Below are 16642 nucleotides of genomic sequence, written 5' to 3'. Positions count from 1 at the left end.
TTAACCGTAAATGTAATAGGTTCGCTTAATATGAGTAAAGCTTATATATCTGAAGTTCAAGGACTAAGAACGCTTGCAGCACTACTGGTAGCCGTTTATCATATTTGGTTCAGCAGCGTTTCCGGCGGTGTAGATGTTTTCTTCGTCGTTTCAGCTTACTTCATCGCCTATACTTTAAGCAAACATGAAAAGTTAGATTGGTCTCATATTTCTTCATACTATACAAAAACACTACGTCGTATTCTACCCACTGCCATTGTAGTTTTTTGCTGTACTTGTATAGCAATTTTGATTGCCATTCCTTTTGTTAATTACAAAATGGAAATAAAGAATGCTTTCGCAACATTTTTGTTCATTGAGAACTGGTATCTGGCGATGAGCGGCTCAGACTATTTGAGGCAAGGCGAAAGTAAAAGTCTTTTCCAGCAGTTTTGGGCGTTATCCGTGCAGGTACAACTATATTTATTAATACCGATTGTTTACTTGTATTCAAAAAAATTGGGGGAGGCACTAGGGCAAAAGGATCTGGTTGTTAAGGTATTAGTTGGGATTAGCATATGCTCATTTTCGTACTCACTCTATTCGACTTTTAATAGTCCCCAATCAGCATATTTTGATACTTTCGCACGCCTTTGGGAATTTACGATTGGGTTACTACTTTTTCATGTAAGTAGTAAAATAGTAATAAGCGTTAGAGTGTCTACTGCTCTAAATGTTATAGCCATAATAAGTATTGTAAGCTTTGGATTATTTTGGGGAAATAGCTATCCACTGCCGGGTTTTGTAGCACTCATACCAGTTCTCTCCGCTTGTACAATCATTGTTAGTAGTAAATCTCTAAATTTTTCCATTCTTCGATGGCCAATCTTTACTAAGCTAGGTGATTACAGTTTTGCATTTTATCTTTGGCACTGGCCAATCTATTTAGTTCTACTCCACTACACTAACATTGACGCCAGCTATGATGTATTAGGGTTTCTTGTAATTCTTGTCAGCCTTATTCTTGCATTTGTTAGCACTGAATACCTAGAAAAACCATTTAGGAGTAATAGCTCTTTAGTTAAAAGCGATAAAAAAACTTATTTATATTCATTTATTGCCATGCTTCTTCCGGGTGCTTTTGCATTAACCACACTGTGGACTTTCAAAACTTATGAAAAACCTGCGAAAGCGGCTTTATATACTTATTACAACAACAAAATTTTACCAGGCGTCGAAGGTTCGCAATTATTCCCTCATGGAACTGTCATAAAACAAGATATGCGTGCAAGTTATTTTAATAGCTGTGAACAAAATATGCGAGACACTGGCGTAATTGAATGTGAGTATGGAAATAGAGAAAGTAATAAGGTAATTGCTTTGGTAGGTGGCTCACATGCTGCACAGTGGATTTCGCCTCTTAAAGAAATTGCTCTAGAGCAAGGCTTTAAAATTCACTTAATGATAAAGAGTGCATGCAGTTTAACTCAATCTGCCGATGAATTTTATACCCCATCTCAGAGTTGCTTGGATTGGAATATTAATTTAGAAAAAAGGCTAATTGAATTACAGCCATCTTACATCATGACTACTGTTTCAAGAAACGGCCCCCTTGGTGAGCGAATACCAGAGGGCTATGTTCAAAGCTGGCTTCACTTAAAAAGAGAATTAACTAATACCAAACTGGTTGGAATAAGAGATAACCCTTGGTTTAAATTTGACCCACCTTTATGTATTGAAATTAATGGGCCAGATAGATGTGCAACAACTCGGAAATCTTTTTACAACGACAAGGAAGTATTACCACTATTAAACAATAACATAGATGTTACGATAGACTTTTCAAATGAGTTTTGTAGAGATGGGGTATGTAGTACAGTACTCGATAATGGTTTAATTAAATTTAAAGACAAGCATCATTTGACTAAATCTTATGCTCTGTTCTTAAAGCAAGAGCTTGCCAAAGTAATTAAAGAAATGTGATTCATTATATTTAGTGGTAGAAGGTAGCAAGAAAGACATTGCATATGCCACTACTGATGAATCTTAGAACAGCTATATCTAAACAATGAGTGGACAAATCATGCCTAATACAGTTTCTGTCATTATTACTACCCACAATAGGCCCGACTACCTTAAAGAATCGTTAGCAGCTGTACTAAAACAAACTGTTTTACCCAAAGAAGTTTTCGTTATAGACGATGGTTCATCGGTAAGTTACGAAGAAGTATTAAACCTTTTTCCTCGTGAACAATTTGAATATGTGAAGGCTCCTGTAGCATCGGGGGCTAATGCAGCCAGAAATTTAGGAATATCAAAATCCACTTCAGATATTATCGCTTTTTTAGATGATGACGATGTTTGGGATGAGAATTATTTAGAACAGCATATTAAGGCTCATGACGATGGCGCAGATGCCGTCACGTGTGGTTATCGTTTTTTGGAAACACCCGAAAAAATTCATATCAACCCCACCCAAGTTATTACTACTGACGTTATAAAGAAAGGTAATAAATTTTGCGGCATGAGCGGTGTAACGTGTAACGCTACCTTGGCCAAAAAATTGATGTTCGATGAAGAGTTAAAGAATAGCCAAGATTGGGACTTCTTTGTTCGTATTACTTTGGAAAACGCAGAGTTTCGGAATATAGCTAAAGATGTTTATTTTTACCGTAGAGGCCACAATAGTATTTCAACCGAAGTCGCTAATATGCCGCTTGAAAAAGTATTTCCCCGACTAAAAGCGTTTAAAAAGCATAAAGCATTGCTCGGAAAAGAAGCTTATAACGATAGAGTCGCTAACCAGATACTTAGCCAAATTGGCAAAAAGAAAAATAAATTTCGTTGGATAGCGCTGTCTGTTCAAGAAGCGGGCTTAACTGCAACAACTAAAGTTATCTTGGGAAAAGACAGATTACGCAAAAAGTTTGGAAAATAACCGATACTTTATAAGCTAACTCTGCAGATGGGTTGGGGTTAATACTCTCAACCCCGCTTCCCAGTTTTTACTAATTACAAACTATTTATTACTTCCGCGTACTGTTCTGCAACACTTTCCCAGCTGTAGTCTGCCGCCTGCTCTATTGGTTTGTTTTCCCAATCAGTAGAAAGCGTAGCCGCTAACGCCGCAGCATATTCGTCAATATTAGTAACGTCACATACGTTACCGGCATTTCCAACTAATGTTCTTCTCATCGCGTCATCGGTAGCAACAACAGGCAAACCACTTGCCATTGCTTCTAAGTAAACGCGACCGAAAGGTTCATCTTCAGAAGGTAAAGTAAATACGTCTACAGCACGATAAACGTTAGGAATATCCGCAAAATCTACTTTAACTATTTTATAACGGCCTGCTCCAAGTTTTGCATCACACAACGACGTAAAGTAAGCCACATCGGGGCCATCACCACAAATAAGCAATGAAACATCGTTTAACTTGCTTACCGCCTCAATCGCTAAATGTATTCTTTTGTGATTTTGCTTACTCAAAGCGCCAACAGTTAATACCACTTTTCCCGAAAGCCCGTGGTCAAATCGCTCGCCCTGTGGACTAAACAATGAAAGGTTTACCCCGTTAGGTATAATTTCAACACGTTGGTTTGGCGCTATCTGTTTAACGTAATTTTTAGTGTCTTCATTAAAAACCACTAAACAATCAGGTTTAAATTTAAGATTTCTACGTAATACTTTTCCATTAGACACCATTCCAGCACGTTCAGTGTATAAAATAGGCGTTTTAAAAAGCTTACGTACTACCGCTGCTACTGCTAAGCCACCATAATCATTGTTCGGGTAAATTACATCTGCCCGTTTAAATAATAAATAAGGTGTGTATGTAAGAAAACTAGTTATCGACTCTATAAGTAGTGAAGGGTTAGATACAAAGCGAGTTAGCAACCAATCCATTGTTTTATTACGCTGAAGCTTTTTCACTTTTCCCCGTGGAATGCAGGGTATAACAACGCTGTGCTCGCTGCACTTAGAAGAACTGATTAAACGAACATCGAAAAATGTAGCCAAATGCTCAGCCATTTCGTATGCGCTAAGTTGAGAGCCCCCACTGGATGAGAAGCCAGCTTCCGGATGAATTACAGCTACTTTTTTCTTCATATAACTTCCATATATACTTTTCACCCAATCACGCCCTGCCCTTTAAAAGCGCAGAAGTATGAGAGTAGAATACACTAGTGTGCTATCAATTAAAGTGTTTCTATCAAAACGAAACCACAAAAAAATCAAAAATAACAAAAACTTAACAAGCTAGACATATCAGCTAAAATTAGAACTATCTGTGTAAATAAAACCAAGCAAGCTTGCTGAGAGTATACAATACAACTACCCTTCTTATATGTATCGAAAATGCACTGCATTTTTTCGCTTTTCTACAGGGCTTCACTATGAATCGTTTTTTTTTCATCAAAATAAACGCTAAGTTTATTTCTCTCGCTTTTTTCATTCTGTTTCTGTTTTCATGTGCAAGCCCCACGGTTAAAAAGGAGAATTATAACCAAGCTAACCAGCCAGGTGCGGTGCTTCAGCTTTATCTATCAGAGCTTGAGAACACTCCGGAATCGATACAAACCAAGTTGAACGCTTACAAAGGCCCTTCAAGTGTTCAGAAGAGGATTAAGGCATTCAAAAGCGAAATAGAAAGCTTGTACCTTTCAGGTATTTTAGAGTTAGGGTTACCCCAAGAAAGCTCACCTAATGCTGTTGATATTACAAAACTATCTACAGGTGAAGCTACAGCTCTGTTTGCTTTATTTCCTATAGATACAGCCAAATGGATGAATTTAGTTTCAAGGCATTCTAACCTAAACAAAAACCAGATATATGAAGCGGCCATTACCGCGGGGTTAGATCCTTCAGTGGTATTCTTAGCGTCGGCCTCTGGCTTTTCAGATAGCGTAACGCCGTTGATAAATTCTATTGGTTTGGTATTTTACGGACAAGATGAATACAGCACCACAAGTGTACAGTTTAAACTTGCCAGCGATACTGAATGGAAAAAAGGTTTAGACCTTACTTGGGAGCCTATTTACGGCGCATTTGCTGGCAGTATTGTTTACTTAGAAGCTGATGCCGTTTATGACATTCATGTCACTATTTCTGATTCAACGGGCAATGCTGAAGAGTACTCATTCCAACAAAAAACTAATCCAGACACTCCGCCAATAGATCCTAACAAAATTTATTACCTTTCTGAAATATACAGCGGTGGGCAATTAGATTTAGAAGCGCTAAATATTGAAGGTAGTGAAGACGGTTACGCCAAAATTATTGGCGATGGACAAATAATACAAGCAGATGACGAAGTGCTTTCTGCTGTAAATATCGGTTCGCAAGAATACATAATGCTAGAAAACCTGACTATTCGAGGCGGCCAACGATACGGAATTTTTGCTAAAAAAACCCATCACATTTGGATAAAAGGGTGTGATGTAGCTGAGTATGGACGTGTAGCTGTAGACATGCGAAACAACATAGCGTACTCCAGCACAACGAATAATTCCCCAATAAATTATGACTCAGGTATTTATTTGGAAAGAAGTGGCGTTGCAGTTATTGAGGAATGCGAAGTTCATAGCCCTAATTTAGGCGCCAATAGCTGGGTGTACGGCCACCCCAAAGGCCCCAATGCATTACAGGTTTGGGCATATCATCCCGAAGAGCAATATCGTGGGCAAATGATTGTTCGCAACAATCGCTTTTACGGCTCACAAGACCATAGATTTAACGACGTTATCGAAGGTAGAAAGAACTTTGAGCGTACAGGTGGTTTTGTACGCGATTCCGCTATTTACGGTAACTATTTGGCATATGCCAATGATGACTTAATTGAGATAGATGGCGGCCAACAAAATGTTCTCGTGTACGACAATGAAATGACCCAAGGTTATGCCGGAATTAGCATTGCCCCTAACATGCTAGGCCCAAGCTATATTTTCCATAACCACATTTACGATTTAGGCGACGAAACAGGAAAAGAATGGACAGCAATTAAGGCTGGGGGCTTAATTGCTAAACCGGCTGGCCGAACCTACATTTACGAAAACTTTATTGATGTTGAGAGAAACGGTATAGCGGCTTCGGGCGTTAACGGCGACACAACATTCTGGGTAACCACTCAAAACAATGTTTTCTTAACAAAGAAAACAGGCTATTCGGTTGGTTATTGTATATTCGACAAAGAAAAATACATTGGTAGTTCTAGCACTAATGATATTTGTTACAACCGAAATACAATGGATGCCAGATATGAATTCAACTTAGATAATGTTATTGAGCACCCCTACTCGGATGACCTATCTTATATAGAAGAACTTGAAGCTAGTGATGACAAGTTACTAACGGTATCTTCAGAATTTATAATTCCAAACATCACTATTTCAAGCGAGGAAAGCGACCTACAAGCCCCAAACAGCCCTACCCTAGATGCTGAAACACACTGGAATTTAGACGCTGATGAACACACGCACAGTCCATTTAGCAACCAACTTAAATATGGGGATACTACTATTGAAGATGAAAACTCGGTGGTATTAACAGGGAATAATTGGACGAAATTTGAAGTAGATTTTGAAGTAACTTCAGAGACTGTACTTGAGTTGGCGCTATACATCGAGGGCTGGCCAGAGATCGTAGGGGTTGGGTTTGAAACGGACAATGGAGTAAGTAGAGGTCGTGTCGCGAGATTTTTCGGCACGCAAGACTGGGGGATTAATGCGACCGAACATTATGACAAATCTAACCCAACTATCTCATTTCCTATCGGTGAGTACGTTCAAGGACAAATCAAGTATCTAGTTTTAACGCTTGATAATGACGATGTACGAAAATCGAAGAATAAAGATAAAGCGACCTTCAAAAATATACTCCTTCGCCAACATGGTGTTGATGAAGACCCACTTTTAAGTGAGCTAGAAAACAGCAAAGTAGAAATCAGGCTAATTCGTTAAAGTCACGAAAGCGTAAAGGTGTATGTAGCAGAAGCTATTGATAACACAATGCCGTAAGTAACCATTGTTTCCACGTACCATTCATAACTTAGCTACGGCATGGTGTTCTCTTTTACAAGTAGACTAAACTCGCTAGGCTATTTGTTACGCCAGTAATAGTCACTTAGACTTTTACGCAGCATCAAGTAAGAAAAAGTTACCTTATCTTTTAAGGAATTTAACCTTTTTTTACTAGTCTTTTCATTACTATAACTAAACTTTATAAAATCTAATTCGTAGTGCTCTTGTACCATTTCAATAGCACTATTTGTCCAGATAACGCCTCTCTTGGTACCTACTTTATGTGAGTCTATTGTTTCTGGTGGTACTACACCTATATTTTGACTTACATCATGCAATATTTCCTTAAAACCGTCTTCAAATTTATAAATTGATACATCTGACGAGGTGAAATACGATTGCGGGCGTATATGATTATCTAATAAGTGCGGGTTATTCTTTGCATTTTTTAAAGTATCAACCACCCAACATGCAAAGAAACGCTCAGGATACCGGCCTAATTTTAAATGTCCCAACTTTACCCTATAGAAGAATTCACTTATCAAACGTTCATATGGGTCTCTAACAACGGCAAATTTAAATATCTCCAATTCCTCAAAATCACCTATTAGCTTAGAAACGGTATCATAACCAAAATGTTGAGGTGTAACTTTGGTATCTTCAAGTGGTCGCCCAAAAAATAGTTGCGTCTTAAATTTATTTGTGGAGTTTAACCAGTTTTCGATAGTTGTCCCGCCGGTTTTAGGTATATGTAAAAATAAAACTGATTTTTTTTCGTTTAAGAATAGCGGCATACTGAAACTCCGAATAAATTCTCATAAATGAAGATATTAAAATAAGTGCATACTGCTAGTCAGTATACTGAAGTTTATAGCGTATTAGTATTTTCGAAGCTAATCAGGACTAGTAAAAATTCGTTACATTTTTCGACAAAATTATGTTCTCAACGTAAGCCAATTAAAAAACCTTGGTACCGCTGATATTGGAGGGAATATTAGAGGGGTTCAAATTAAAATAAAAAATCCCCGACAGCCTAAGCTAGACGGGGACTCTGAAAATTAATGTTTTACAGGATTTTTAGTTACGTTTACATCTCATAAGAAACGCTAAACCAGACATAAGAAGCAACGCCATACTACCTGGAGCAGAAACAGATACTGGTGCAGAAGGTGAGCTTACGCTAGTACCATTCAATACTAAATCATCAAAACCTGCATTATTTCCACCGCCAATACCCGATGCAGTTAATCGCAATGTGTAGTCTGAGCCACCGGCTAAAACAACACTACTTAGGTCAAATTCTACAGTTTCAGTAGGATTAAAACCTGCATCATTGTTATCACCTGCGAATACATTGTCGCTGTCACTGAAAAGTTCCGTCGCACCATCAAAAACTTCGAATGAAAAAGTAAGGTCACGTTGGATGTTTTGCAAGTTACCAGCATTGTTGAAAATAGAAGCATCGAATACAAAGCTTGAAAGCTCTATTCCATCAATCAAAGAACTAACAGTTAAGAAGATATCAACGTACCAGCTGCTTTCTGTATGGATGTTCTGGTCTACCGCGAACATGTTATCTAAATCGAATAAACTTAGAAGGTTTGCGCTCGTATCAAAAGGTGCTAGCTCAGAAGTGACTGAAACATCATTTTCAATCCATGCAACATTTGAAGCGTCACCATCAATTCCTGTAAAGTCAGAAGATAAGATAACAGCAGCTTGTGACGTCAGTGCAAATGTCGATAACGATATTACACACAACGTTTTAAATAAATTTTTCATCATAGTTCACTCCGAAATGACGATTTATAATATTTTCAGTAACAATAATCTTAAAAGCAAAAGCTGTACCACTTTAAATTAAGCCATAAAATACAGCACGTTAAAAAGAATAGGGAATCAAAAAAACAACTTATGTAAAAAAAATTGACACACTTTTGCAGTAACGGATTCCTCAAACTTGTGTACATCGATTGATTATTAAGAATACTCAAAAATTCATTCTCTAGTCCAATGTCTTGGCATTAGCCGACGACAAGAAATTTAATGATGACTATATTCATTATATCCTAATGCGTTTAAAACTTTAGCTCTTCACACATAAACTCTTCTTCTCAAAGCCACTATTTAGCACTCTAAATCTATACATGAAAAGCAATTAACGCTAAGGTGTATTCAGTAAAAACTAATGGGGATTAAGTTTGAAAAAAGTTGTATTTTTCGTGAGAAAATTTCCAGTTCTATCCCAAACTTTTGTTATAGATCAGATTAATGGCTTAATTGAGCAAGGAGCTGATGTAGAAATAGTTTCATTCTACAAAGAACATCAGGAAGTTCAGCTAGATTCTTTACAAAAGAATAATTTATTGGATAGAACACGGTTTCTAGCCCCTTCAGATGCGATAAAGGTGAAGAAACCATTAAAGCTTCTTTATTTGATCAAATTTTTTATTGCAGTGAAAACTTCACAACCTTCGATGAAAGATGCAGCTGATCTTGTGATGTATGCATTGAAAAAGAATAATATAAATTTAGCTTATGAGGTTGCCGTAACACTGTGGAACAATCGATTGCTTAGAATAAATGCAGATAGCATCATTGCGCACTTTGGAAATAACGGTGTAGTTGCTCAAAAATTTATATCCGCAGGTATTCTAACTGGGAAACTCCATACTGTTTTTCATGGTTATGAAATTAGCGAGTACGAAAGTATTGCCTTTTGGAAGCAGGAATACGTTAGGTTATCTAAAAAAAGTAATCTTCTACCTATAAGTAATTTTTGGAAGAACAGGCTTGAGAAGTGGGGAGCAAAAGGCACCTCAATTGCTGTGCACAGAATGGGTGTCGACATGCATAAATTCGATTTTAAAGACCGCCCTCTTTCCAAGCAAATTCAAATAGTGAGTGTAGCCCGCGCCACAGAGAAGAAAGGTTTAGAATATGCTATAAAAGCAATGAGTTATTTAGATGATACTTTTCACCTTTCGCTCATCGGGGGCGGAGCTTTAGAAGATAAACTTATCCAGATGAGTAAAGAATTAGGCGTATCTCATCGCATAACTTTCCATGGTCCAAAAACCCCACAGTTTGTAAAAGAAACACTAGATAATTCAGATATATTTTTATTGCCTTCGGTAATCGATAGTATGGGCGATATGGAAGGTGTGCCTGTTGCCCTTATGGAAGCCATGGCTTCAGGTTTGTTAGTTGTGAGTACTTTTCATAGCGGTATACCTGAGCTTATTGATGACGGTATAAACGGATTTTTAGTACCAGAGAAAGACCCTGAAAGTATTGCGAAAGCAATTACAAAGATAACTACATTGGAATCACTAACTAACATTCGAACTGAGGCGAGGGTAAAAGTAGAAGAGGAGTTTAACTCACGCACTCTTGCTAAAGAATTATACGAGATAGTCTAGCACTGCTAAGCTAATACTTGAAAAGCCCTCTAACCGAGGGCTTTTCTTTACTTTATCTAAACATACTTAATGTTTATTTTCTTTAGTCATCTACTTCTTCTTTTTCAAAAGCATCGATTTAAGCTCTTCAACTTGTCTAGATGTTTGTTTAAAAAAGAATATAAATGAAAAGCTGACGTAAAATACTGCACCTAGGCTCATTAAAACAACTAGATTTACTATGTCGTAATTAACCTCGGCTGCAATGAAAGGCTTTACATACATCAACGCTAAAAACATTCCAATTGAAGATAATGCTGAGGGTGCTATCGACACGACTAAAGCTTTTGTATCTATAAAAATGTGCTTTTTAACTATAGCTAGCCTTACTGGCGTCGCTAAAAAATTGCTAATAACCAGGCTAATAAGCATGAACGTTACTCCAAACCAAATTGTACACCCAGCGACAACTACGTTGCACACAATGTTAACCAAGACCAAATTAAATGCATCTTTAGTTCTAGCTCTAGATATTAGCAAGTTAGGTAGGAAATTAGCTATTATTAGCGGAAAAATACTAAAGGCAGATATCGTCATATAATTTGCACTAGCACTAAATTTTTCACCAAAAGCTACTGTCACAAAAGGATCAGCTATTGCTGCAAGCCCCATAAATATAGGTGTCACGATTGTTGAGGCCACAGTAACAAGTCTTATAAACAGCCCTCCTAAATCCGAACCTTCTTTAACACGTGAGAAACTGGGAACAATCATGGAGTTTATTGAACTCATTGTGACTTGATTTATTACTACCTCGCCTTTATGAGCAGCAGCAAGAAGCGCGAAGCTTACAGGCCCTAGCACAAACCCCGTAAATAGATTGCTGGCTTTTTTATTTAAAAAACGCAGTACTACCATCCAAAATAACGGTAAACAAAACGTTACTAACTCTTTAAAGTCATTCTTATCAAAATTGAAAGCTGGCTTGAATTTCGATACATAAATTAAAAATAAATATTGAATGGTTATATTTATAAGTTTGCCGAATATGAGCGCCCATATCCCGTAACCATTTTCCGCCATGGCAATAATTGATATGGCAGATAAGAGGGTGGCGCAAAACTTGGCTACTCCCATCTGTTTATTTTTAAACTCTCTAAGTAACTTACCCGTTACTACCACCTGTAGGCTAGTGACTAACGTTATTGGAGCAAGGCTTACAACCACTAACGCAGCTAATTGAGAATGGCTGTAATAGGCGATAGGAGCACCAATACCTACTATTCCGGCCGACGCTATAAGACCCATACCAAATACAAATGTCATCGTACTGGCGGCGTATCTGTCTTCCCATTCTTTTCTTTGAACTAGGTTTTGGTTAACACCAGCGTTAACTAATGTGTTCGCAAATTCTATGAATAAGAAACAAAAGCCAGCAAGTCCAAACTCTTCCAAAGTAAGAATTCTTGCTAAATAAGCGTAGACGAGAAAATCAACTACGTTTATGCCCGTCCGAGTTAGTGACATCCATAAACTGCCCGCGGTGGCTTTCTTTTTGATCGACATTTAACTTAGTAATCCATATGGTGACAGTCATGATTAAAAATTTTCTCAATCATGAGCTTTATTGTCTATTTGAGGCTTTACCTAATGAAAGCGAAATTAGTTCAAAGATGCTTACTGCAAAAATATTGAAAAGAAGAAGAACTATTGACATTTTTCTGGGCAATGAAAAGTTAGTTTCAAGCACTATCTTTTTACTTCGACCCAAAAACGTTTTTAACAGAAGAACACAAAACTTTATTCTTTCTTTTAAACTGGCTTTACTTAAAGATGAATCCCAAGTCCCTCCTATGATGCGTTTTCTTTTTACAATTAGTTCTCGGACGTTCCTTGAGGGGTGTTTTACGAGTGCTTGGTGGTTATAAACTACCCTGCCCCCGTTTTGCACAACGCGAGAACTCATTTCAATATCTCCACCCGATTTTAATGAGTCGTCGAAAGTTCCGCACTTATCAAACAAAAGCCTTGAACAGAAAAAGTTTGCGGTAATACATTTTCCGTTGTTCGCATTTTCTTCTTGCTTCATCGAAAAAGTATTTTCAAAATCTATGGCGCTTTGTTCTGTACTTTTACCGTCTTCACGATAGAACTCTACTTCCCCAGCTAGAACTGTATTTCCATCGAAATTTTTGAACTTAGCTAAATTGGATTCAATCCAATTTTTTGAAACAAGGCAATCAGAATCCGTAAAAGCAAAAAAGCTTCCACGACTCATGGATATTCCATAGTTTCTAGCTGCATAAGAACCTGGGGTCATACAACGCACTACTTCTACGTTCTCATACTTAACTGGGAATGTGCTGGCTATTTCAAAAGTACTATCTGTAGAGCCGTTATCAACAACTATAACATCCAATATAAAACTAGACGAATTCTGCTCACATATTGTACTTATACAGTCTGCGATTCTTTTTTCATCGTTATAAACAGGCACAATTACAGTTACAATGGGCTTATCCAAAAATTACCCCTTTAAAATTTAGGCTATAAAAGTCGTTGGTAAGAAACAAAATCTAATCCGGCCCCTTACTAGCTCGAACTGCTATAAGCTACTGAGTGTTCAGGCTTTCGAAAGTATTAAACGTTTCGTGAGCAATAATATCCCAATCGAATTTGGATAGAAAAATGCCTTTATCTAGCTTCAAGTTAAGCGAGTCTAGCCTATCTAATTTTTCACTTAGTTGATATGTGTTGCCTATTTGAAAGTAGCTGTCGTCATTCGCTTCGATGTCTTTGTTAGGCGCTATATCGCTAAGAAGAACTGGAATACCAGCACTAATAGCCTCAAGTGCCACTATCGGCAGCCCTTCATGATAAGAAGGGAGAACAAACACTTTGGCGTAACTAAATAAAGCGTGTAATTGCTCGCCTTTACGCCTACCTGCGAAGATAATATTTTCAGACTTTTGCTGCAGCAGGTTGGAGGCGTATTCATCAATATGATCCGCATCTCCAACAATCACCAACTTATCAGTAGTCTTAGAATTTTTGTATGCTTCAATTAAATCATGAAACCCTTTTTCTGGCACAAGACGTCCAACAGTCAAAATATAACTGTGCGGTTCTATACCCAATTCTTGAGGTAGGTGGGAGGAAGATACTTCTTCTAAAAATTTAGGCAGCATTCCATTAGGGACGTAGCGGATCTTTAGAGAATCCTTGGTGTACCGATTTCTCAAAAGATTAGTTAGCGTTTTGCCCACCACTAAAGTGGCATTGGAAAAGCGCACCCCTAAGTACTCACCCCATTTTAGTACCTTTTTAGCAAATGGACTCCATTTCTGCCTATCATAATCAGCGCCGTGGTGAGTCACCACGACTTTCATACCTAACAAGCGTGCTAACGGGGTTAGTAAGGCAGGTCCGATAGCATGTAAGTGAATAACGTCTGGTCGGACAAAAATTCTAGCGTAAATAATGGCAAGAAACGTATGCATAAATGTTTCTAAAAACTTGTGCTTCAACGTCCAGACACTTCTAATTTCGACGCCTTCATAAACATACTGTTTTTGTTCTACATAAGGCGAACGTGCTATTACTGTTACTGATGCACCACTCTTCACCATGCGAGGATACAATTGTTGGCAATGAGACTCTATGCCCCCCATCACATCCGGAATACCTCTAAGCCCTATTGCGCATATTTTCATATAATCAGTCAACTTCCATACTAGTTTTATGCTCTGTACTAACTTTATTCGACATCTTTTGAACGTTAGGGTTAGCGAAAACAGTACCTAACGCAAGTGCAAAAAATATCAATCCTTCAATATTCCACAACGGCATCGTAGCCATATTCATTATCATAAAGCCAATCAACGAGAATGCTAAAATTTTACCTAGAGGTTTGTTTGAAAGGTTGAAAGACACAGTAAGGATATAAACTAACAATCCGATAAAGGATATAAAACCCAAATAACCATACTCGTAAACATATGAAACGTAAGTGTTGTGAGCATACAAATCGAATTTGTGCTTCCAAGAATCTGGCCCAAAGCCGAAAATTTGGTGCAGTAGATCGGCGTTGGTAAAAGCGTTAATATATTGACTCCAGATATATACCCGCGCTGACATAATGTCCTGTTCTGCATCGCTAAAATACATTGGCGCTTTAAATATGAGGTCAAGATTTCCAACTAATAACCCCACATCGGCAAAACGCTCTTGCATTGAGAGCGAAAGAACAAAAAATACAATGGCAAGCACCATAGTAACAATGGTTAAAACGGGAGCCTTCTGGGATGGCTTTAGACGCTGTTCGATTAAGGTAAAATAAAAAATCGCAGCTATTGGTAATATAGTCAAAATTGCCGTTCTATAATTCACCAAAACCAAAAGCACTACAGCTAATGTAAATAAAGTGGTTCTAAAACTAATCGCGTTTCTATTAACCAAACCGAGAACAAATATGAACGACACTATTATCATAGAAAATGCTGCTTCGTGATTATAACCACCTATATAACTAGTGGAGCCATCGGCCTCCGTGGCTTTTGCCTCTCCTAACACTATCGATAACACTTGCAAAGAAACTGGCATAACAAAGGCAATCAGTAACTTCTTAAACGTTTCATTCTGCCCTTGGCAGCGAATAGATAGAAATAACGCGCCCGCTAACACCAAGAAATAACACCATTTCACCAATACATTAATGGTGCCAGGTATTTCCATATTTACGAAACCACTTACCGCTATCGCTATGAAAAATGCATAAAACGGAAGTAACTTTTTAAGTGTAAAAACAGCGTTTGGAATCAATAACAAACCTAAACCAGCCACTCCTATACTGCCTAAAGCATTTATTGAAAAACCCGCCACCAAAGAGGGGTAAGTAACAGTGTGGAATGCAGATAGAAAGTAGCGTAACCATATTGCGCAAATGGCAAAGGCTAAATATTTATTGCAATTACCGGTAATGGTTCTATACACCATAATTAGGCTAACCACCCCTACCAGTAGCTTGATTGCTTCAAACATAATTAGTTAGTCATCTTTTTCTAAAATGGCACTTACGCGCTTGTAAAAAGCAGCATAGGAAAACTGTTGCGCGCACGCTTGGCTTTTTTCAACATATCGCGCTCTGTTAGCACTACCTTTGAATAACACCAATGCATCGGCAACACCTTGTGCGTTATTTAACTCGCACAGTATGCCATTCTTTTCTTCGCTGGCACCAGAAACTTGGTAAGGGTATTGTTCGGCAATAATTTCAGCAGGGCCCGATTCGCAATTTGTTGCAATTACCGGTTTGTTCAAACACATGGCTTCCACAATGGCGTTGGGGAAACCTTCTGCATTACTGGTTGAAACAAAATATTCTGCTTTGGCCACGTACGGGTAAGGGTTTGGCTTAAAACCTAAAAAATGTACTTTATCTGCAATGCCAAGTGTTTTAGCTAGCGCTTTAAGCATGGCCTCTTCATCGCCCACGCCCAAAATAACTAAATCTTCGACAATATCGGCTTTGGCATATGCGTTTAGTAACAGTGAAAAGTTTTTGTTTTTAACTAACCGCCCTACCCCAATAATATATGGCGCTTTAGGAATATCGGTTACCGCTTCGCTTGCAAGTTCGTGCAGCTGCGCAATATCGTAAGGGTTGTATAACAATGATACTTTAGGTTCTGGCACGGCATAGTTTTCTATTAAATCGGCCTTTACACCTTCAGACACTGCCACCACATTGTCAGCCCGCTTATATAAAAGCTTAACTAAAAAGCGACTAATACCGTCTTTTAAACCACCCGATAAATGGCTAGTAGTATTCACGCGCTCGCTAATAATGGCGCGGTAGCCTAACGATTTTGCTATGGCTATATTCAAGAAATTACTGCGCGTTAGAAAGCTAAAACATATTTGGGGGTTTAGGGTTTTAAGTAACGGTTTTAACTGCTGATAACCAGCTTTAAGGCTGCCATTACTGGTTAGCACTGTTTTGGTAACATAAGGGGGGCACTGCTGACTTTCTTCCAGCGTGTCTAACAAAACAAGGTGAACAGGCACGTTTGCATGTGAAAAGTAATCTTCCATGATTGCTAGCAATTTTGCCATTACCCGTTCAGCACCACCGCCTTCTAGGGAATTAATAATAAACACTACTGGGCGGTTACTAGTTAGCATGAAACTTCTTTATCCTTGTCATTAGACTAAATGCTAACGCTAAGTTTAGCACAGCTCGAT

At 38.1% G+C, this 16642-nt stretch carries 12 protein-coding genes; 4 read left to right on the top strand and 8 right to left on the bottom strand.

Features of this window, described 5'->3' with window-relative positions; translation table 11 throughout:
- Positions 1-30 precede the first annotated feature (30 nt).
- Complete coding sequence (locus ALT761_RS07585) at positions 31-1962, top strand: acyltransferase family protein (protein ID WP_129737726.1); 1932 nt, start codon at positions 31-33, stop codon at positions 1960-1962.
- Positions 1963-2062: 100 nt separating this feature from the next.
- Positions 2063-2917: a glycosyltransferase family 2 protein gene (locus tag ALT761_RS07580; protein ID WP_129737724.1), complete on the top strand. Its 855-nt coding sequence runs from the start codon at positions 2063-2065 to the stop codon at positions 2915-2917.
- Positions 2918-2991: 74 nt separating this feature from the next.
- On the opposite strand, the gene ALT761_RS07575 is transcribed toward ALT761_RS07580, so the two are convergent.
- Positions 2992-4089, bottom strand: coding sequence for a glycosyltransferase (locus ALT761_RS07575; protein ID WP_129737722.1), 1098 nt, complete (start codon positions 4087-4089; stop codon positions 2992-2994).
- A gap of 287 nt (positions 4090-4376) precedes the next feature.
- On the opposite strand from ALT761_RS07575, the gene ALT761_RS07570 reads away from it, so the two are divergent.
- Positions 4377-6938: a right-handed parallel beta-helix repeat-containing protein gene (locus ALT761_RS07570; protein WP_129737720.1), complete on the top strand. Its 2562-nt coding sequence runs from the start codon at positions 4377-4379 to the stop codon at positions 6936-6938.
- A gap of 137 nt (positions 6939-7075) precedes the next feature.
- On the opposite strand, the gene ALT761_RS07565 is transcribed toward ALT761_RS07570, so the two are convergent.
- Both ALT761_RS07565 and ALT761_RS07560 read right to left on the bottom strand, forming a co-directional pair.
- Complete coding sequence (locus ALT761_RS07565) at positions 7076-7792, bottom strand: sulfotransferase family 2 domain-containing protein (RefSeq protein WP_129737718.1); 717 nt, start codon at positions 7790-7792, stop codon at positions 7076-7078.
- 283 nt (positions 7793-8075) lie between these two features.
- Positions 8076-8783 carry a hypothetical protein gene (locus tag ALT761_RS07560; RefSeq protein ID WP_129737716.1) on the bottom strand — a complete coding sequence of 236 codons (708 nt, stop codon included), beginning with the start codon at positions 8781-8783 and terminating at the stop codon, positions 8076-8078.
- A gap of 416 nt (positions 8784-9199) precedes the next feature.
- On the opposite strand from ALT761_RS07560, the gene ALT761_RS07555 reads away from it, so the two are divergent.
- Positions 9200-10420 (top strand): glycosyltransferase, encoded by a 1221-nt coding sequence (locus ALT761_RS07555; protein WP_129737714.1) that lies wholly within the window; start codon positions 9200-9202, stop codon positions 10418-10420.
- Positions 10421-10510: 90 nt separating this feature from the next.
- Here ALT761_RS07555 and ALT761_RS07550 read toward each other — a convergent pair whose 3' ends face one another.
- The 5 genes from ALT761_RS07550 to ALT761_RS07530 form a co-directional block, all read right to left on the bottom strand.
- A complete protein-coding gene (locus ALT761_RS07550) occupies positions 10511-11965 on the bottom strand; it encodes an oligosaccharide flippase family protein (RefSeq protein WP_129737712.1) in 1455 nt (484 codons plus the stop codon).
- Positions 11966-12023: 58 nt separating this feature from the next.
- Positions 12024-12923 (bottom strand): glycosyltransferase, encoded by a 900-nt coding sequence (locus ALT761_RS07545; RefSeq protein WP_129737711.1) that lies wholly within the window; start codon positions 12921-12923, stop codon positions 12024-12026.
- A gap of 88 nt (positions 12924-13011) precedes the next feature.
- Entirely contained in the window at positions 13012-14112 is a 1101-nt protein-coding gene (locus ALT761_RS07540; RefSeq protein ID WP_129737709.1) for a glycosyltransferase family 4 protein, read from the bottom strand.
- A gap of 4 nt (positions 14113-14116) precedes the next feature.
- Entirely contained in the window at positions 14117-15439 is a 1323-nt protein-coding gene (locus ALT761_RS07535; protein WP_129737707.1) for an O-antigen ligase family protein, read from the bottom strand.
- Between the two features lie 6 nt (positions 15440-15445).
- Entirely contained in the window at positions 15446-16582 is a 1137-nt protein-coding gene (locus ALT761_RS07530; RefSeq protein WP_129737705.1) for a glycosyltransferase, read from the bottom strand.
- Positions 16583-16642: the final 60 nt, after the last annotated feature.

It is taken from the genome of Alteromonas sp. 76-1 (assembly GCF_900654235.1).
GTDB lineage: Bacteria > Pseudomonadota > Gammaproteobacteria > Enterobacterales > Alteromonadaceae > Alteromonas > Alteromonas naphthalenivorans.
Note: the sequence above shows the minus strand (reverse complement) of the source record. Positions and strands in the feature narration are given on the sequence as shown.